This window comes from Jannaschia pohangensis (assembly GCF_900113875.1).
Lineage (GTDB): Bacteria > Pseudomonadota > Alphaproteobacteria > Rhodobacterales > Rhodobacteraceae > Jannaschia > Jannaschia pohangensis.
In genome coordinates, this window is sequence record NZ_FORA01000003.1 from 488918 (window position 1) to 507182 (window position 18265).

The following is an 18265-nucleotide window of genomic DNA, read 5'->3' on the forward strand; positions in this document are numbered from 1 at the left end:
TAGCCGGTCACGCGGCGCCCTTCAATGCAACCTGCCCCGCGTGGTGACAGGCGACCCGGCCCCCGTTGAATGGTTGAAGCGTCGGGCGCTCGGCGGAACAGATGTCGGTTGCCAGCGGACAGCGCGGATGGAAGGCGCAGCCCTTGGGAGGATCGATGGGATCGGGAATTTCCCCTTCCGGCGGCTCCACCTCGCGCCCGAAGGCATCGAGCCGCGGGGCAGCGTCGATCAGCATGGCGGTATAGGGATGGGCCGGCGTGGTGAAGAGCGCATCGGGCGACGCTTCCTCGACCAGTCGGCCCAGATAGAGAACGCCGATCGTGTCGGCCATGTGCCGCACCACGGTCAGGTCATGGCTGATGAAAAGGTACGTCAGCCCATGCACTTCCTTCAGGTCGCTCATCAGGTTCAACACCTGCGCCTGCACCGACACGTCGAGCGCCGACGTCGGCTCGTCGCAGACGATCAGCTTCGGCTCGGAGGCCAGCGCACGGGCCACGCAGAGCCGCTGCCGTTGGCCGCCGGAAAACTGGTGCGGATACTTGTTCACGTCATCCGCCGACAGGCCGACCTGTTCCAGCAGACGCTCGGCCAGACCATCAGTGTTGCCGCCCCGCGCGGCCACCGGCTCGGCGATGATGTCGCGCACCCGCCAGCGCGGGTTGAGCGAGGCGAAGGGGTCCTGGAAAATCATCTGGATGTCGGTGCGGATCCGGTCGATCACCGCCGCATCGCTCTCGGTCACGAGGTCAACGCCGTCAATCTCCACATTGCCGGACGTGGGCCGCAGCAGGCCCACCACCATCTTGCCGATGGTCGATTTGCCGGAACCGGACTCCCCGACCAGCGCATAGGTCGTCCGCTCCGGTATCTCGAAACTCACGTCCGACACCGCCGTCAGCATCCGCTTGGGCAGACGCTCGATGACGCGGTTGAGCCATGGCTTGGAGACGTCGAAGACGCGGGTCAGGTTCTTGATGCTGACAAGGTTCATGCGACCGCCTCACTGGCTTCGATGGGGAACCAGCAGGCCGCGCGGGCGTCCGACGCCCCGACTTCGGGGCGCGGGTCCTTGCGGCATTTGTCCTGCGCGAAAGGGCAACGCGGATGAAAGGCACAGCCCTCGGGCAAGGCGTTCAATCGCGGCATCGCACCGGGAATTTGCCTCAGGCGTTCATTGCCCGCACTGGCCGCAGGCGTCGAAGCCATGAGACCATCGGTATAGGGGTGTCGCGGGTGGCCGACGATCTGACTCACCGGCCCGATCTCCGCCAGACGACCGGCATACATCACAGCAACCCGGTCGGCGGTTTCGGCGATCACCCCCATGTCGTGCGTCACCAGCATCGCCGCCATCCCGCGTTCGCGACACAGCCGTTTGAGAAGCGCGATGATTTGCGCCTGCACCGAGACATCCAGCGCAGTCGTCGGCTCATCGGCGATGAGCAGGGTCGGTTCGGCACAAAGACTGAGCGCAATCACGACCCGCTGGCGCATGCCGCCCGAAAACTCGTGCGGATAGGCACCCATGCGGTTCTTGGCCGAAGGGATGCCCACTTCATCGAGACCCCGAATGGCGCGCGCGGCGGCCTCATCCTGGCTCACGTCGAGGTGGCGCAGGATCGTCTCCTCCAGCTGTTCGCCTACGGTCAGCAGCGGGTTGAGCGAGGTCAGCGGGTCCTGAAACACCATCCCGATCCGCTTGCCGCGAACCTTGCGCATCTGCGGCAGGGTGTAGTTGTCGATCCGCTCCCCCTCCAGCAAGACCTGCCCGCCCGAAATATGCGCGGGCGGGTCCAGCAGGCCGATCACGGCATTGCCGGTCATCGACTTGCCCGCCCCGGACTCGCCCACCACGCCGAGGATTTCACCGGCGGCAATGTCCCACGACACGTTGTCCACGGGGCGGAGCGTGCCGTGCCGGGTCGGGATGTCGACAGTGAGGTCGCGGAGTTCGAGGACAGGGGTGGTCATCAAGGGAACTCCTGCGTCACTGAGATTCTGCCGACGATAGCCGCGTTGAAGTTGGGCAAGTCTTCCGCTGGAATCCAGTATTCCAGATGCTCTCGCCCGCCTGCTTCCTGAATATCGAAAGCCGCAAGATAGGTGTTCTCGACTTCAAACTTCGTGACGAATCCGCTGCCGCTGGCCTTTACGTTCCAGTCTCTCGCGATCTTCACAGCATATTCTTCGGTCGTGACTGGATAGAAGATCGGTTGTTCCGGCAGACGAGGTGGGAAGGCCTTCATCCCAGTTTGACGAATAAGCTCTAACTCTTCTGGTCCGACTGGTCGCCACAGGGTCGTTGTCTCTGAAACAGCCATCACCGCAGCCTCGGGTTCAGCGCATCGCGCAGCCAGTCGCCCAGAAGGTTCACCGACAGGGCCAGCGCCAGCAGGGTCACGGCGGGGAAGAACAGGATCCACCATTCGCCCGAGAACAGGAAATCCTGACCGATCCGGATGAGGGTACCGAGCGACGGTTGCGTGGGCGGCGCGCCGACGCCGAGGAACGACAACGTGGCCTCGGCGATGATGGCGAGGGCCAGCGAAATCGTCGCGATGACCAGCACCGGGGACAGCACATTGGGCAGGATGTGCTTGAGCATGATCGCCATGGGCTTGCGCCCGATCAGGCGGGCGGCCTGCACGTATTCCTTGTTCTTCTCGACGAGCGTCGCTCCGCGCACCACCCGGGCGAATTGCACCCAGTCCGACAGGCCGATTGCGATGATGAGGACCCAGATCGCCATCTGGTCGCGATGTTCGATCGGGATGACGCCCCGCGCCACCCCGAAGATCAGGAGCGCCACCAGGATCGACGGAAAGGTCAGCTGCACGTCGGCCACGCGCATGATGATCGTCTCGGTCCAGCCGCCGACATAGCCCGCCAGAAGGCCCAGAAAGACCCCGAGGACCAGCGCGAAGAGCACTGCCATGAATCCCACGAAAAGCGAGATCCGCATGCCGTAGAGGATGGTCGAGAAGACGTCCCGCCCCTGATCGTCGGTGCCCAGAAAGAAGCTTTCGCCGGTGAAGGCATTGGGCTCACCGGGGCGAGAGAAGCCGTTCATCAGGTTGAGGGAGGCCGGATCGAAGGGGTTCGTCGTCGCCACCCAGGGTGCAAAGACGGCCGCCAGCACCAGGAGCAGCGTGACGAAGGCTGCCACCACCGCGACGGGCGAACGGCGGAACGAATAGGCCAGATCGCTGTCCCAGGCGGTGCGAAGGGCGCTCATGAGTGCCTCCCGTCGATGCGAAGGCGCGGATCGACCCAGACATAAAGGATATCGACCAGCAGGTTGATCATTACGAACATCACCGAAATCAGCATCAGGTAAGCGGCCATCACCGGGATATCGACGAACTGCACCGCGTTGATGAACAGCAACCCGACGCCCGGCCACTGGAACACCGTCTCGGTGATAATGGCGAAGGCGATGATCGCGCCCAATTGCAGGCCGGTGACCGTGATGACCGGAATCATCGTGTTCTTGAGCGCATGGCGGAAGTTCACGGCCTTGGCCGACAGGCCCCGGGCGCGGGCAAATCGGATGTAATCCTGCCGCAGCACTTCCAGCATCTCGGACCGCACCAGCCGCATGATCAGCGTCATCTGGAACAGGCCCAGGGTGATCGACGGCAGGATCAGCGATTTCAGACCCGAGCTCGTCAGGAACCCGGTCGTCCACCAGCCAAGGTCGACCACATCGCCGCGCCCGAAGGTTGGCAGCCATCGAAGCTGTACTCCGAACAGATAGATGAGCAGGATCCCGATGAGGAAGGTCGGCAGGCTGACCCCGATGAGCGAGGCGGACATGATGATGTTGGCGGCCCACCCGTCCCTGCGGATCGCGGTGAAGACCCCCAATCCGATCCCGAAGCCGAGCGCCAGGACACCCGACACGAAGGCCAGCTCCAGCGTTGCGGGCGCGCGTTCCGCAATGATCTCGGCCACCGGGCGCGACTGGCGATAGCTGATCCCGAAATCGCCAGTGGCGGCGCGGCCCAGGAACTTGGCGTATTGCACCGGGAACGGATCGTTCAGGCCAAGCGCCTCGCGCAGGCGTTCGACATCCTGCACCGTGCGCTCCTGCCCCAGAAGCTGCTCGATGGGGTCGCCCACGAAGCGGAACATGGAAAACGCGACCAGACCGACCGCAAGCAGGACGATGATCGACTGGAAAACGCGGCGGATGATATATGCGAGCATGCCGCCAACCTGCCCCATACACCGGCGAGGTCAAGCGCCGATCCGCCTTGCCTGGGGCACATTCTGGATCTTGTCCCGTTCTTTGACCCATATGTCGGGTTTCCGGGCGCTGTCGCGTCAACCGAAAGGGCGCGGCAGGTTGCCCCGCCGCGCCCTTCGACAATCAGGTCCGACTTATTCCGGCAGGTTGATCCACCGGATGTTCAGGAAGTTGTCGGGCCGCTGGATGACTTCGGCCCCGTCCCTCACGCCCCAGATCAGCGGCTGGATATAGAGCGGCACATAGGCCACGTCGTCGGCGACGATATTGGCCACCTCGTCGAGCATGATCTGCCGGGCCTCTTCGTCGATTTCCGACTGGATGCCGGGCAGAAGCTGATCGATGCGCGGGCTGGAATAGCCGCCGAAGTTCCACGATCCGAGCAGTTTTTCCTCGTTCGGGGTCGAGACGAGGAAGCGGATCGGGTGTTCCGCGTCAAAGGTGCCGGGCGACCAGCCGAGCAGGTACATGTCATGCTCATCTGCGCGCAGCGCGGGCCAATAGTTGGCGACCGGCACCGTCTCGAACGCGGGCTTCAGACCGACCTGCGCCAGCATGGCATTGATCGCGGTGCAGACTGCCTCGTCGTTCAGATAGCGGTCGTTGGTGCACTTGAAGGAAAACGCGAACCCGTCGGGATAGCCCGCCTCGGCCAGCAGTTCACGGGCCCTGTCGGGGTCATAGGCGCGCTGCTCGATCCCGCTGGTATAGCCGCGCGTCGTCGCACTGACGAGTTGGCCCGTCGGTTCGGCGGATCCGCGCATCACCGTCTGAAGGATCGCGGGCACGTTGATCGCATGGGCCACCGCCTCGCGGACGCGGACATCCTTGAACGGGTTCTCGCCCCCGGTCAGCAGCGTGTCCTTGTCATGCGGAAAGCCGAGCATGATGACACGCGCCTCGATCCCGCGGATCACGTTGACGCCGTCCGTCGCATCGACCCGCTCCGCGTCCTGCACCGGAACCGGCTCGATCAGGTCAAGTTCGCCCGACAGAAGGGCGGCGACGGCCGTGGCCGAATTCTGCACCGGCGTGAAGGTGGCGGTCGTGACATTGCCCCGATCCTCGCCCCACCAACCGTCAAAGGCGGTCAGCACGGTCTTCAGGCCCGGCTGGCGTTCGGTCACCATGTAGGGGCCGGTGCCGTTCGTGTTCAGCGTGGCGAAGTTGCCCTGTTCGATGTTGGGACGCTCGGCCCCGTTCTCGGCGGCCCACCCGCTGTCCATCATCATCCAGTTGGCGATGCCGTCCACGAAAATCGGGTTCGGCGCCTCGGTGCGGATTTCGACGGTGTAATCATCTATGGCCTCGACCGAGGTGACACCGGCGAACCAGCTCGACGTGTCGCTCTGCTCGCTGGAGGCGCGCTCATAGCTGAAAATCACGTCTTCGGCGGTGAAATCCTGTCCGCCGTGGAACTTGACCCCCTGCCGCAGGCGGAAGCGCCAGCCGTCGCCGTCCTCAAGCGGCTCCCAGGCTTCGGCAAGCGCCGGCTCGATGGTCATTTCGCGGTCGCGGCGGACCAACCCCTCGTAGACATTCCCGAGCAGGCTGAAGACGGGCGCGGAGTTGCCCGCGTTCGGGTCCAGCGTGTTCGGATCGGATGTGGCGGCGAACCTCAGGTCGGCGGCAGCGGCCGGCAGCGCCGCGGCCAGAAGGGCAGCAGTCAAGACAAGTTTCATGGCGGATATCTCCCCGGTTTATGCCTCCTACGATGGCGCATCGGGGCGGCACGTCAACCGGACTCCGCCGTCTGTCCGGCCAAATCACGCATTCTGATGGGTTTGGGTCTTGAATCAGGCCTTCGGTCTGCCGAAGACGGCCTGCTGCCCGAGGTCACTGTCCAGATCGCCGCGCAGCAGGGCGGCATAGTGGTCGCGCAACGTCTCGGTCCCGTATTCGGGCGTGGCGTCGGCATCGTAGCGCCCTGCCGCCGCGTCCCAGACCAGCATCGACTCGGTCGCGTAGTATCGCCCGATGCGGGCCAGGGCGGCCTTGTCGCGCAAGCCGGGCACGATCCGCGCGCCGATATCCAGAACGCCCACGATCGCATCCATCAGGATGGGCGGAATCCGCCGGACCGGCACAGGTCGGCCCAGAAGGTCCGACAGGATCGTCGCCTGATCGCGTGGCGTGATGGCGGGCCCCGGCCCCCCGATGGGCAGGATCGTCCCATGGGTGGCGGGATCGGTCAGGGTCCGCGCGACGAAGCGCGCCAGATCGCCGTCGCTGATCGGTTTGCAGGCGGTGACCGTGCCATCCCCGAACGCGAGGAAGGGCTTGCCCGCCTGCACCCGCGCGACCTGACCGGACAGCGATTTGAAGAAGGCCGTCGGGCGGACCACGGTCCAGTCGAGACCCGAAGCGGCCAACTCCGCCTCGAAAGCGAGCTTGGCCTGCTGGAACGCCAGATCGGGCTTTTGCACGCAGATCGCCGACAGCAAGAGGAACCGCCCCGCTCCCGCCGTTTGCGCCATCGCCAACAAGTCGAGGTTGGCCCGATGATCCACAGCCCAGGCGTCGGCTGGCGTGCCCGTGCGCGAGGCAATGCAGGAGACAACCGCATCGAAGGTGCCCTCGGGCGCAGCCACCTGCACCGCGACACCCTCGGGCAGACCGGAGGGGTCGCTTTCGGGGCGCAGAAGGGCCGTAACCGCAAACCCTTGGGACAGCAGTTCCCACGCCACGGCACGCCCGATGGCCCCGGTCGCCCCGGCAAGAAGGATGGAATGCAATTGCGCGGCCATGGTTCACCGTTTCGTCCCCATACGATCGGCGCAAGGGCAAACACCGGCCCGGGCAACGCAAAAGGGGGCCCGCAAAGGCCCCCTTCCGCACTGTTACACGTCCGATCAGTTCATGGTGAAATGCTTGAACTTCGGGTCATCCTCGGGGCTGACTTCGGTGCCAACGGCATCGGTCATGCCCCAGTTCAGCACCTGATGGTGAAGCGGCAGATAGAGCTGCTGCTCCTGCACCACGTCCCAGATCGCCGCGACATCGGCGTTGCGCGCATCGAGGTCGGTCTGCGACGCGAGGCCCACGATCTTGGCATCCACATCCGCATCCGAGAAGCCGGTCGGGTTCCACGATCCGCGATCCCCTTCCTTGGTGTGGACGAGGAAGTTGAAGATATACTCGCTGTCATAGGTCGGCACACCCCACCCGAGCAGGTAGAAATCCGTCTGGTCGTTCTGGATCAGCGGGAAGTGCAGGGCCTTGGACTGGGCGTTCAGGTTGATCGTGATCCCGATCTGCCCCAGCATTCCGGCCACCGCCTGACAGATCGCCTCGTCGTTGACATAGCGGTCATTGGGGCAATCCAGCTGCACGGTGAACCCGTCGGCATAGCCCGCCTCGGCCAGCAGCGCCTTGGCGCCCTCGACATCCGCCGGGCTGACGGCGTCCAGCGCCTCGGTCCAGCCGTTCACGAAGGGCGGGGCGATCATGCCGGCGGGCTGCGACTGGCCGCGCATGACGACCTGTTGGATGGCATCGCGGTTGATGGCCATGTTCATCGCCCGGCGGACGCGGACATCCGCAAACGGGTTGGCGCCGTCGACGCTGTCACGCTCCAGATCCGCGGCCCCCATGTTCATGCCCAGGAAGATCACGCGGTTCTGCGGGGCCGTCTTGACCACCAGCCCGTCGGTCCCGTTGACCCGGTCGAGGTCCTGCACCGGAACGTCCTGGATGAAATCCACTTCACCCGACAGCAGCGCCGCAACCCGCGTCGCCGCGTTCTGGATCGGGGTGTATTCGATCCTGGTGACGTCCATAGGGAACTGCTCCATGCCCCAATAATTGGGGTTCTGGTCCAGCACGGTCTTCACGTCCGGCTCCCGCGAGGTGAGGGTGAAGGGGCCGGTGCCGTTGGCGTTGGTCGCGGCAAAGGTCGTCTCGCCCTCGGCGATGTTCTGGACGTCGACGACGCCATTCGCCTCGGCCCAACCGCTGTCCATGACAAAGAGGTTGGTGAAGTTCGACGGCAGGATCGGGTTCGGCCCGTCGGTCACGAATTCCACGGTCAAGTCGTCGACGGCGCGAATTTCCACGATGGAGGTCAGAAGCTCCTTCATGGCGCTGAATTCGGACTTGGCGCGGTTGAAGCTGAAGACGACGTCTTCGGCGGTGAAGGCCGCACCGTCGTGGAAGGTGACGTCCGGGCGCAGCTTGAAGGTCCAGACGTTCGGATCGCTCTCGCTCGGGGCCCATTCGGTGGCCAGGGCCGGCTCGAAGGCGCCGGTGACATCGCGGATGATGAGCGGCTCATAGATCTGGTGGGCCAGCGTGTGGGTCGGCCCCTCGTTCTGGGCATGGGGGTCCAGCGTCAGGCTGTCCCCGGCGCGCGCCCACCGCAGCGTCTCGGCGCTGGCGGCCCCGGCGGTCATGGCGAGGATGGTCAGAATGGCGGTTGTGCGAAGCATGTCGTTCTCCTGTTGGAAAAGACCCCTGTCCCGGGGTTCATGCGCGACAAGGGACCACCGTTGGCCGACATGTGCAAGCGGCTACTCGCCGACGGTCGGCTGCGACTTTCGGGCGTTCCCTGGGTGGACGGCATCCGGCCCCCAGATCGCGACATAGGTGTCGATGACCATGCCGCGACGCTGGAAGAGGACGAAAAGCGTGCCCAGAATCGCCCACCAGATCGGCAGGAGCAACCACATCCATATGGGCGCATTCGCCTGCCAGAGCCCCGACAGGACGGCCAGCATCGACAGGATCAGCGCCGCATAGCCCGCGACCTTGTGCAGCACCTCGAACGCCAGCCGTCGGGGCGTCATGTCATAGTGGTCGCCCCGCATCGACCGGTCCGTCGGCCCGCCCTTGGAGCCGCGAAAAGCACCCGAAAGGGCCTGCATCAACCCAAGCCAGAGCACCGCCCACCCGAAGGCGCGGTGAACCCAGATCGCGTCTGTCAGCGAGGTCGTGGTGCCCGGTCGGCTCAGCACCAGCCAAAGGCCCGCCACCATGAGGACGAGCGCCATGACCTGGGCGATCAGATGGCTGCGCCACCAGACCCGGTTGTCGACCACTTCGGGAAAGCGCTGGCGCGGAAGGACCTTGAAGAACCGTGCCGCGATGACGCCTGCGGGCACCAGCACGCCCCAGGCGATCACCATGAGCCGCCCGTGCCAGCTCAGGTGAAAGCCGAGGTCATGGGCGCGCGCCGCGTCGATAGGTGTCAGAAGCCAGTCGATCATCGCCGCCCCCGTCCCGAACCGCTCCGGTCCCGGGGCGCTGCCCGTTCGGCACTCAATCGATCCACTGGATCGATTGCCGGTCTTATGACCGGACCGTGCACACCCCGGGGCGCTGCCCGTTCGGCACTCAATCGATCCACTGGATCGATTGCCGGTCTTATGACCGGACCGTGCCTCACCCCTTGACCGCGCCGGCGGTCATGCCGGTGATGATCTGGCGACTCGCAACCAGCGTGAACAGAATCGGCGGGATGGCCAGCAATGTGCCCGTCGCCATGATCAGGCCCCAGTCGATATCGTATTCGGTCAGGCTGTTGACGATGGTCACGGGCACGGTGCGCGTCGCCCGATCCGCCAGCGCATTGGCCAGCAGGAACTCGTTCCACGCGACCCGGAAGGTAAAGATCGCGGCGGCGGCCAGGCCCGGCTTGATCAGCGGCAGGACCACAAGGAAGAACGTGCGGAACGGCCCCGCCCCGTCCATGCGCGCGGCCTCCTCCAGCTGGATGGGCACCTGCACGATGAAACTCTGCAGGATCCAGATCACGAAGGGCAGGTTCATGGCGACATAGATCAGGATGATGCCCCCGATCGTGCCGTCGATCCCGAACTGGAACGTCCAGATGCCGAAGACCGGAACCAGCAGGACGGCCGGCGGAACCATCCGCACCATCAACGTCCCGAGCGACGTGACACCGCGCCCCATGAAGCGGAACCGGACCAGCGCGTAAGCGGCCATGCACCCGAGGATCAGGGTGATCCCGGTCGAGATGATCGAGATGGTCAGCGAATTGACCAGGGCGCGTCCGAACGTCTTGTCGCAGCGGCGGATATGCTCGGGCTCGTACCAGAGGAAATCGCAAAGCGCGGTCTCGTAGTTGCGCAGGGTCGGCATGAACAGGAGCGACGAGGTGGGCGACGTGATGTCGACGTTCATCTTGAGCGAATTGCCCAGCATCAGGACGATGGGGCCAAGCGCCATGACGATCAGCGCGGCCAGCAGGGCATAGAAGGCGGGGTTCTGGCGCGGCATCTCAGCCCTCCTCGATCGCGGCGCGAACCCGGGCGGCGCGGGCCTCGGTGATCTTGGTGTAAAGGAACATCGCCAGCGTCAGGATCAGCAGCAGGATCAGCAGCACGTTCGACATCGCGGCGGCATAGCCCAGTTCGCGGAATTCCGAGGCGGTCCGGCTGATCCGCAGGGCCAGGATCTCGGTCGAGAGGCCGGGGCCTCCGTTGGTCAGGACCAGCACCACCTCCAGCACCTTGAAGGCGTCGATCAGGCGCAGAAGACAGGTCACGATAAGGACCGGCATCATCAGCGGGATCTTGATGTGCCAGATCAGTTGCCAGCCGGTCGCCCCGTCGATCCGGGCGGCCTCCATCGCCGATTTCGGCAAGGATTGCAGGGCGGCGAGCGACAGGATGAAGATGAAGGGCGTCCACTGCCAGATGTCGGCGATGACCACGCTGGCAAAGGCCCAATCGCCGTCCGAAAGCCAGGGGGCGGTCGGCAGGCCGAGGCTGTCGAGGATGCGATTGAAGGTGCCGACGGTGGGGTGGTACATGTAGCGCCAGATCAGGCCGACCACGATGGGGGCGATCATCATCGGCAGGATGAACACCGTCCGCAGCAGCGTCATGCCCCGCAATTCGCGGTCGAGCAGAAGGGCGAGGCCCACGCCCAGGACCATCTCGATCCCCACGACAAGCACGGCGAACTTGACGGTGACCCACAGGCTTTCGTGGAAAGCCGCGTCACCCAACAGGTTGAAATAATTGCGTAGTCCGACGAAGTCCGCTTCGCCGATCCGCTGGCTCGGGTTCCAGTCCAGAAACGAGGCCCAGATCATGTACCCGATGGGGTAAAGCAGGGCGACGACCATCACCGCCACCGCCGGAAGCAGGAACAGGTAGGGGGTCAATCTGTTGGCATTGGCCAGCATGGGCGGGGTCCGTTTCAGGAAAAATCGACGTCTGAACCACGGGTGATCCACGGGTGATCTATGTCGGACGTGCGGGTGACCGGCCCCCGCGAGGGGACCGGCCCGAGGAGCGGGAGGTTACTCCTGCCAGCTGTAGTAGCCGGCCTCTTCCATGATCGCGCGGGTCCGCTCGGCCACACCGTCGAGGGCTTCTTGCGGGTCGAGACCTTCGGTCAGGACCTGGCTCATGGTGGTTCCGATGTCGGCGTTGATCTGACCCCAGACGGGGATGATCGGGCGCCAGTCGGGGTCAGCATATTGCAGGGCTTCACCGAAGGTCGCCGAATAGGGGAACTTCGCGTTCAGCTCGGCATTCTGGTAAGTCGAGAAGCGGGACGGGTTGCCCCCCTCCATCGCCACGGCCAGATCGCCCTGCTTGGAGGTCAGCCACTGGAGCAGCAGGAACGCCGCTTCCTTGTTGGGCGCATTACGCGGGATGCCGATGCCGAAACCGCCGGTCTGGCTGGCGCGCTGCACGCCCATGGGGTGCATGACATAGCCGACGTTGCCCGCAACGGTCGACTGGCTGGGATCTTCGAACCCGGCGGCGAAGGCGATGGAGTCCATGAACATGGCCGCCTGACCCTGCTTGAAGGCCGCCGCGGCTTCGGCGGGGCCGAAGGTCGTGCCGCCCTCGGGACCGCAATCGACGATGGTCTTGAGCGCATTGGCCGCCTGAACGCCGGCCTCGTTGTTGATGATCGGATTCCATTCATCATCGAACACCCGGCCGCCGAGGGGCGCCAGATGCAGCAGGAACGCATGGCTGGCCTGGTGACCGGACGCGGCCCGCGAGGCCATGCCGCCCATGCCCGGCTCCAGCTCGGGGATCTGGCAGGCGATTTCGAGCAGCTCGTCATAGGTCTCGGGCGGGGTGATCCCGTGCTTTTCGAAGATGTCCTTGCGATAGGCCAGAACGCTCGTCTCGGCGCCGAAGGGCACGCCGAACGCGCTCCCGAGCTGGCCGGGGAGGTAGCCCTTGCTGCCGCCCGCAACGCCGATGTTCTCGACGTAGCCGGTGATCAGGTCGGACTGGTCGTAGTTCGGATCGGCCAGTTCGGGGTTCATGAAGAAGCGGGCCAGGTTTTCCAGCTGGTCGGCATAGACGTAGTCGGCCTTGGAGAAGACGACATAGGCGATCAGGTCATAGTCGCCCTCGTCCTTGGTCAGCTCCAGCGTCTGACGCTCGCGCATCTTGAGGTATTCGAGTTGATCGACCTCGACCTCGATCCCGGTCTCTTCGGTGAACTGGTCCAGCACCTCGATGGCCGCGTCGTAGTGCGGATGCGCCGGGAAGTTCACGACCAGCGTCGTGCCCGCATAGGGCTCGTAGGGGTTGGCCTGGGCCATTCCCGCCATGGCGACCGCGACGGCCGCACCGGTGAGATTCCATTTAGTGAACATCATATCCTCCCTGATGCCTTTTGGTTTCGTCTAGATTCGCGCGCCGGTGGCGCGGTCGAAAAGCATGATTTCCTCGGTCCGCACACCGAAGTCGCGCGTCTGGCCCGACGGGATGCGGTCGACGCTGGCGATTTCGGCAAGCACGTCGACATTGCCGCAGCGGGTCACCAGAACGGATTGCGCGCCCAGATATTCCGAGACGATGACCCGCAACTGGATCGGCGCGCCGCCTTCCAGGACGATGGACGAGGGGCGGATGCCGACCTCCACCGCGCGTGCCCCGGCGCGTTCGGCCAGACCCGGCGGCAGCGGAAGGTCGAAGCCCTGCCCCTGCACCCGGTCGGCGGTGATCTCGCCCGCCAGAAAGTTCATCGACGGGCTGCCGATGAAGCCCGCGACAAAGCGGTTCACGGGGTTGGCAAAGAGTTCTTCGGCCGTGCCCTGTTGCTGGATCATGCCCGCGTTCATCACAACGATGCGGTCGCCGAGCGTCATCGCCTCGACCTGATCGTGGGTCACGTAGACCATGTTCTTGTCGATGGTGTCGCGCATCTCGGCCAGTTCGGTGCGCATCTTGGCGCGCAGCTTGGCGTCGAGGTTCGAGAGGGGTTCGTCAAAGAGGAACGTGCCCGCGTCGCGGACCAGCGCACGGCCCATGGCGACCCGCTGGCGTTGCCCCCCCGACAGTTCGGCGGGCTTGCGGTCGAGCAGATGCGCGATGTTGAGCATTTCGGCCACGCGATTGACTTCGCTGTCGATCCTGGACTTCGGCGCGCGGGCCAGGCGCAGGGCAAAGGACATGTTCCGCGCGATGTTCATATGCGGGTAGAGCGCGTAATCCTGGAACACCATGGCGATGTCCCGCTCCTTGGGTTCCAGCTTGCCGATGGGGCGGTCGTCGAAATAGATCTCGCCGCCCGAGAGCGTTTCCAGCCCGGCAAGGATGCGCAGCGTCGTCGACTTGCCGCAGCCCGAGGGACCGACGAGGACGGTGAATTCGCCGTCCTCCAGCGTGAGATCCAGCGGCGGCAAGACCAGCGTCGAGCCGTAACTCTTCTCGACCTTGTCAAAGGTAATGCGTGGCAACCCGGCCTCCCCTCCATCGCGCCCCGTCATCCTTTCGACTGGACGGCGCTTGGGGAAGGTGGCATCTGAAGCATATGCGTTAACGTTAACGTTTTGGCCTGTAATCCACTGGAAAGGATCAACTTGTCACGCAAGGCATCGACGGACCGGATCGGTATTCACGAGGTCGCCAAGGCGGCGGGCGTGTCGCTGATGACGGTGTCGCGGGCGATGCGGGGCGTTGACGGCGTATCGGACCGGACCCGCAAGCGGATCGTCCGACTGGCGCAGGAGATGGGATATTTCCCCAATTCGGCGGCGCGGGCGCTGGCCGTGACCAATTCGACGCTGGTCGGGATATCGCTGCCCACGCTGATGAACGACGTCTTTGCGGATGTGCTGTCGGGGATGCGGCGGACGCTGGACCAGGCCGGTTATTCCAGCGTGATGGACACGAGCGACTATGATCTGGCGCGCGAATTGGCCTGGGCCGAGCGGACGCTGGCCTGGCGGCCGGCCGCGATCATCCTGACCGGGGTGGACCATCTGCCCGACCTGCACGCGCGACTGAGCCGGGCGCGGATTCCGGTGCTGGAATTGTGGGACGTCACCGAGGCGCCCATCGACATCTGCGTCGGCATCGACCATGGGGCGGCGGGGCTGCAACTGGGGCGGCATCTGGCGGACCTGGGGTATCGCAAGGCGGCCTATGTGGGTGCGCCACCGGGATTCGACCCGCGCGCGGACAAGCGGTTCGCGGGCCTTGCGCGGGCGTTTCGCGATGTGGGGGCGCAGGCGTTGCGGCGCATTCCGGTCAGCGGCGGCAACAGTTTCGCCGCGGGGGCCGAGGGGTTCGGCCAGATCGACCTGTCGGACCGGCCCGACGTCGTGTGTTTCCTGACCGACAACATGGCCTTCGGCGGGTTGATGGCCGCGCAGCGCGCCGGGCTGGACGTGCCGGGCGACATCGGGATCACGGGGTTCAACGGGCTGGACCTGACGACCGTGATGACCGCCCCGATCACCACCCTGCGCACCCCGCGCCGCCAGATCGGGGTGCAGGGGGCCAAGCATCTGCTGGCGCGGCTCAACGGGTTGACGCCCGCGCCGGTGACGGTGCTGCCCTGCGAACTGCTGCCCGGGGCCACGACGCGGCAGGTCTGATGCCCGCCTATCGCTGGCGGGTCTGCCAATCCGGGTGGATCCAGGGCCGCGCATTCGACCGTGGCAGGGACCGGCCCAGGATGTGATCGGCGGCCTTCTCGCCCGTCATGATCGACGGTCCGTTCAGGTTGCCATTGGTGATGCGCGGGAAGATCGAGCTGTCGGCGACGCGCAGCCCGTCCACCCCGATCACGCGGCATTCGGGGTCGACCACGGCCATCGGATCATCCGTCGCCCCCATCTTGCAGGTGCCGCAGGGATGATAGGCCGATTCCGTATGCTGGCGGATCGCCTCGTCCAGGTCGGCGTCGCTCTGCACATCCTCGCCCGGCTGGATCTCGTGACGGCGGAAGGGGGCGAATGCCTCCTGCGCGAAGATTTCCCGCGTCAGGCGGATGGCCGTGCGGAAGTCGACCCAATCCTGCGGATCGGACATGTAGTTGAAGCGGATGCGCGGGGCCTCCTCCGGGTCGGAGGAGCGCAGGGTGATCGCCCCGCGCGAGGCCGAACGCATGGGTCCGACATGGGCCTGGAAGCCGTGTCCCTCGGCGGCGACCTTGCCGTCATAACGCACGGCCAGTGGCAGGAAATGGAATTGCAGATCGGGATAGTCGACGCCGGCCCGGCTGCGGATGAAACCCGCGCTCTCGAAGTTGTTGGTCGCCCCCGGCCCCGTCCGCGTCAGCAGCCAGCGCGCCCCGACATAGGCCTTGCCCAGAAGGTTCCAGTACCTGAACAGCGTGATCGGCTGGCTGGCCGCCATCTGGATATACATCTCCAGATGGTCTTGCAGGTTCTGACCAACACCGGGCCTGTCGGCGCGCACCTCGATCCCGTGGTCTGCCAGATGCGCCGCCGGGCCGATGCCCGACAGCATCAGAAGCTTGGGCGAATTGATCGAGGAGGCGGCGAGGATGACCTCGGCCCGCGCCTCGACCAATTGACCCCCGACCAGCCGGACCCCGGTTGCGCGCCCCTCGGTGAACTCGATCCTGGCGGCCAACCCCCGGACGACATCCAGCAGACCCGAGGCCCGAGCCGGTTTCAGATAGGCATTGGCCGCCGACCAGCGCCGCCCGCGATGGACCGTCTGCTCCATCGGGCCGAAACCCTCCTGCTGCGCGCCGTTGTAGTCGTCGGTGATCGGATAGCCCGCCTGTTGCCCTGCCTCCACGAAGGCGCGGTAGAGCGGGTTTTCCCGCGTCCCCCGGCTGACGTGCAGCGGCCCGTCCGTCCCCCGCCACGCCGGATCGCCGCCATGGCCTCCGTCGGTCCAATTCTCCATCCGCTTGAAATACGGAAGGACATCCGCAAAGCTCCACCCCGCAGCCCCGCTGTCGGCCCAGTGGTCGAAGTCGCGCGCATGGCCGCGAACATAGACCATGCCGTTGATGCTGCTCGACCCGCCGATCACCTTGCCACGCGGTGTCGCCAGCACGCGCCCGCCCAGATGCGGCTCGGGCTCCGACCGGAACCCCCAGTCATAGCGCGACATGTTCATCGGAAACGACAGCGCGCCCGGCATCTGGATCAGCGGTCCGGCATCGGTGCCGCCGAATTCCACCACCAGAACGGTCTTCCCGGCCTCGACCAGACGATACGCGATGGCGCAGCCCGCCGACCCCGCCCCCACGATCACATAGTCGGCAATCATCCGCGTCATCAGTAGGCCGAGTCCACCGGCCCCATGCCGACATAGATGGTCTGCGCCTCGGTAAAGTGGTCCATCGCCATGCGGGCGTTTTCACGCCCGATGCCCGATGCCTTGGAGCCGCCGAAGGGCATACCGGCCGGGGTCAGGTTGTATTGGTTGATCCAGATCGTCCCCGCCTCCAGCGCGGCGGCAATCCGGTGGGCGCGGGCGAGGTCGCGGGTGAAGACCCCGGCGCTCAGCCCGAAGTCGGTGGCATTGGCGCGGGCCAGCGCCTCGGCCTCGTCCCGAAAGGTCAGGACCGACATGACAGGTCCGAAGATTTCCTCGCGCACGCAGGCCATGTCGTCGGTCAGATCGGTCAGGATCGTCGGCCCGATCCAGAACCCGGGTCGGTCCAGTCGGCTGCCACCTGCGGCGACGGTCGCCCCCTCGGCCCGGGCGCGGGCGATGTGGCCCAGGACGATGTCGAGCTGCGCCTCGGTGGTCATCGGCCCGAAGTTCACCGCCTCGTCCAGCGGATCGCCCAGAGTGGCCGTCGCCACCCGCTCCGTCAGGCGAGCCAGGAAATCGGCGGCGATGCTTTCGTGGACGAAGACGCGCGTCCCGTTGGAGCAGACCTGCCCCGAGGAATAGAAATTGCCGTTGATCGCGCCCGAAACGGCATCGTCCATATCGGCATCCTCAAAGATCAGGATCGGGGATTTGCCGCCCAGTTCCATCGTCACATGCTTCATCGCACCGGCGGCGGCAGCGGCGACCTTGCGGCCCGTCGGCACCGATCCCGTCAGCGATACCTTGGCGACACGGGCATCGGTGGTCAGGGCCGCGCCGACCGGCCCCCTCCCCTGCACCACGTTGAACAGGCCCGCAGGCAGGCCCGCCTCATGCAGGATTTCCGCCACCTTGAGCGCGCAGAGGGGCGTCGTCTCGGACGGCTTGAAGACCATCGCATTTCCGGTGGCGAGGGCCGGAGCCGCCTTCCAGCAGGCGATCTGGGTGGGGTAATTCCAGGCCCCGATCCCGACGCAGACGCCCAGGGGCTTGCGGATCGTATAGGCCCAGTCGCCACCGAACTGCATCGTCGCGCCGGTCACATCGGCGGCCAGCCCCCCGAAATACTCCAGCGCATCGGCGCCCGACATCGCGTCGGCGACCAGCGTCTCCTGCAGCGGCTTGCCGGTATCCAGCGTCTCGAGCACCGACAGCTCCCGGTTCCGCGCCCGGATCAGGTCGGCGGCCCGCCGCAGGATCCGGCCCCGGGCGACCGGCGCCATCGCGGCCCATTCGACCTGCGCCCGCACCGCCGAAGCCAGCGCCCGCTCGACAACGGCAGGGGTGGCGGCATGAACGGTCGCGACGGTTTCGCCGGTTGCGGGATAGATCACGGGAATGGCGTCGCCGCCCGTGTCCTCCACATAGGCCCCGTCGATGAAATGGCTGGCGGTCGGTTGGGCGTCGGGTCGGGTCATCTCGGTCTCCGCCGGGGTCGTCCCGGTCTTCTCTGCTTTGGAAATACTCCGGGGGTCCGGGGGCTGGC

Annotated in this window: 16 protein-coding genes; 1 reads left to right on the top strand and 15 read right to left on the bottom strand. The window is 65.6% G+C overall.

What is annotated here, in order from left to right; genetic code table 11:
- Positions 1 to 7: 7 nt before the first annotated feature.
- The 13 genes from BM002_RS13545 to BM002_RS13605 all read right to left on the bottom strand — a co-directional run bounded on the left by BM002_RS13545 (position 8) and on the right by BM002_RS13605 (position 13931).
- On the bottom strand, positions 8 to 994 hold the full coding sequence (locus BM002_RS13545; protein WP_092782031.1) for an ABC transporter ATP-binding protein: 987 nt from the start codon (positions 992 to 994) through the stop codon (positions 8 to 10).
- On the bottom strand, positions 991 to 1974 hold the full coding sequence (locus BM002_RS13550) for an ABC transporter ATP-binding protein (RefSeq protein ID WP_092782034.1): 984 nt from the start codon (positions 1972 to 1974) through the stop codon (positions 991 to 993). The genes BM002_RS13545 and BM002_RS13550 overlap by 4 nt, the downstream gene beginning before the upstream one ends.
- Positions 1974 to 2324 (bottom strand): ADP-ribosylation/crystallin J1, encoded by a 351-nt coding sequence (locus BM002_RS13555; RefSeq protein ID WP_092782038.1) that lies wholly within the window; start codon positions 2322 to 2324, stop codon positions 1974 to 1976. Before BM002_RS13555 ends, BM002_RS13550 begins: the two co-directional genes overlap by 1 nt.
- Positions 2324 to 3238, bottom strand: coding sequence for an ABC transporter permease (locus BM002_RS13560; RefSeq protein WP_092782041.1), 915 nt, complete (start codon positions 3236 to 3238; stop codon positions 2324 to 2326). Before BM002_RS13560 ends, BM002_RS13555 begins: the two co-directional genes overlap by 1 nt.
- Positions 3235 to 4212: an ABC transporter permease gene (locus BM002_RS13565; protein ID WP_092782240.1), complete on the bottom strand. Its 978-nt coding sequence runs from the start codon at positions 4210 to 4212 to the stop codon at positions 3235 to 3237. Before BM002_RS13565 ends, BM002_RS13560 begins: the two co-directional genes overlap by 4 nt.
- 174 nt (positions 4213 to 4386) lie before the next feature.
- Complete coding sequence (locus BM002_RS13570; RefSeq protein WP_092782044.1) at positions 4387 to 5934, bottom strand: ABC transporter substrate-binding protein; 1548 nt, start codon at positions 5932 to 5934, stop codon at positions 4387 to 4389.
- Between the two features lie 114 nt (positions 5935 to 6048).
- On the bottom strand, positions 6049 to 6999 hold the full coding sequence (locus tag BM002_RS13575) for an NAD(P)H-binding protein (RefSeq protein ID WP_092782047.1): 951 nt from the start codon (positions 6997 to 6999) through the stop codon (positions 6049 to 6051).
- 105 nt (positions 7000 to 7104) lie between these two features.
- Positions 7105 to 8679, bottom strand: a complete 1575-nt coding sequence (locus BM002_RS13580) for an ABC transporter substrate-binding protein (RefSeq protein ID WP_092782050.1) — start codon at positions 8677 to 8679, stop codon at positions 7105 to 7107.
- A gap of 81 nt (positions 8680 to 8760) precedes the next feature.
- Complete coding sequence (locus BM002_RS13585) at positions 8761 to 9456, bottom strand: cytochrome b561 domain-containing protein (RefSeq protein WP_092782053.1); 696 nt, start codon at positions 9454 to 9456, stop codon at positions 8761 to 8763.
- 175 nt (positions 9457 to 9631) lie between these two features.
- Positions 9632 to 10489 carry a carbohydrate ABC transporter permease gene (locus tag BM002_RS13590; protein WP_092782056.1) on the bottom strand — a complete coding sequence of 286 codons (858 nt, stop codon included), beginning with the start codon at positions 10487 to 10489 and terminating at the stop codon, positions 9632 to 9634.
- 1 nt (position 10490) lies between these two features.
- On the bottom strand, positions 10491 to 11402 hold the full coding sequence (locus BM002_RS13595; RefSeq protein WP_092782059.1) for a carbohydrate ABC transporter permease: 912 nt from the start codon (positions 11400 to 11402) through the stop codon (positions 10491 to 10493).
- A 117-nt stretch (positions 11403 to 11519) separates the two neighbouring features.
- Entirely contained in the window at positions 11520 to 12845 is a 1326-nt protein-coding gene (locus BM002_RS13600) for an extracellular solute-binding protein (protein WP_092782243.1), read from the bottom strand.
- A 30-nt stretch (positions 12846 to 12875) separates the two neighbouring features.
- Positions 12876 to 13931, bottom strand: coding sequence for an ABC transporter ATP-binding protein (locus BM002_RS13605; RefSeq protein ID WP_092782246.1), 1056 nt, complete (start codon positions 13929 to 13931; stop codon positions 12876 to 12878).
- A gap of 123 nt (positions 13932 to 14054) precedes the next feature.
- On the opposite strand from BM002_RS13605, the gene BM002_RS13610 reads away from it, so the two are divergent.
- Entirely contained in the window at positions 14055 to 15074 is a 1020-nt protein-coding gene (locus BM002_RS13610) for a LacI family DNA-binding transcriptional regulator (RefSeq protein WP_092782062.1), read from the top strand.
- A gap of 7 nt (positions 15075 to 15081) precedes the next feature.
- Here BM002_RS13610 and betA read toward each other — a convergent pair whose 3' ends face one another.
- Together betA and betB are read right to left on the bottom strand one after the other, a co-directional pair.
- Positions 15082 to 16728 (bottom strand): choline dehydrogenase, encoded by a 1647-nt coding sequence (betA, locus tag BM002_RS13615; RefSeq protein WP_092782249.1) that lies wholly within the window; start codon positions 16726 to 16728, stop codon positions 15082 to 15084.
- Positions 16729 to 16736: 8 nt separating this feature from the next.
- Positions 16737 to 18197, bottom strand: a complete 1461-nt coding sequence (betB, locus tag BM002_RS13620; RefSeq protein WP_092782252.1) for a betaine-aldehyde dehydrogenase — start codon at positions 18195 to 18197, stop codon at positions 16737 to 16739.
- Positions 18198 to 18265 lie beyond the last annotated feature (68 nt).

Bases quoted from the DNA above. Each gene is read 5' to 3' on its own strand.
- betA (WP_092782249.1), bottom strand. From the start codon at position 16,728: ATGATTGCCGACTATGTGATCGTGGGGGCGGGGTCGGCGGGCTGCGCC.
- BM002_RS13570 (WP_092782044.1), bottom strand. From the start codon at position 5,934: ATGAAACTTGTCTTGACTGCTGCCCTTCTGGCCGCGGCGCTGCCGGCC.
- BM002_RS13580 (WP_092782050.1), bottom strand. From the start codon at position 8,679: ATGCTTCGCACAACCGCCATTCTGACCATCCTCGCCATGACCGCCGGG.
- BM002_RS13545 (WP_092782031.1), bottom strand. From the start codon at position 994: ATGAACCTTGTCAGCATCAAGAACCTGACCCGCGTCTTCGACGTCTCC.
- BM002_RS13590 (WP_092782056.1), bottom strand. From the start codon at position 10,489: ATGCCGCGCCAGAACCCCGCCTTCTATGCCCTGCTGGCCGCGCTGATC.
- betB (WP_092782252.1), bottom strand. From the start codon at position 18,197: ATGACCCGACCCGACGCCCAACCGACCGCCAGCCATTTCATCGACGGG.
- BM002_RS13565 (WP_092782240.1), bottom strand. From the start codon at position 4,212: ATGCTCGCATATATCATCCGCCGCGTTTTCCAGTCGATCATCGTCCTG.
- BM002_RS13595 (WP_092782059.1), bottom strand. From the start codon at position 11,402: ATGCTGGCCAATGCCAACAGATTGACCCCCTACCTGTTCCTGCTTCCG.
- BM002_RS13575 (WP_092782047.1), bottom strand. From the start codon at position 6,999: ATGGCCGCGCAATTGCATTCCATCCTTCTTGCCGGGGCGACCGGGGCC.
- BM002_RS13585 (WP_092782053.1), bottom strand. From the start codon at position 9,456: ATGATCGACTGGCTTCTGACACCTATCGACGCGGCGCGCGCCCATGAC.
- BM002_RS13600 (WP_092782243.1), bottom strand. From the start codon at position 12,845: ATGTTCACTAAATGGAATCTCACCGGTGCGGCCGTCGCGGTCGCCATG.
- BM002_RS13550 (WP_092782034.1), bottom strand. From the start codon at position 1,974: ATGACCACCCCTGTCCTCGAACTCCGCGACCTCACTGTCGACATCCCG.
- BM002_RS13555 (WP_092782038.1), bottom strand. From the start codon at position 2,324: ATGGCTGTTTCAGAGACAACGACCCTGTGGCGACCAGTCGGACCAGAA.
- BM002_RS13560 (WP_092782041.1), bottom strand. From the start codon at position 3,238: ATGAGCGCCCTTCGCACCGCCTGGGACAGCGATCTGGCCTATTCGTTC.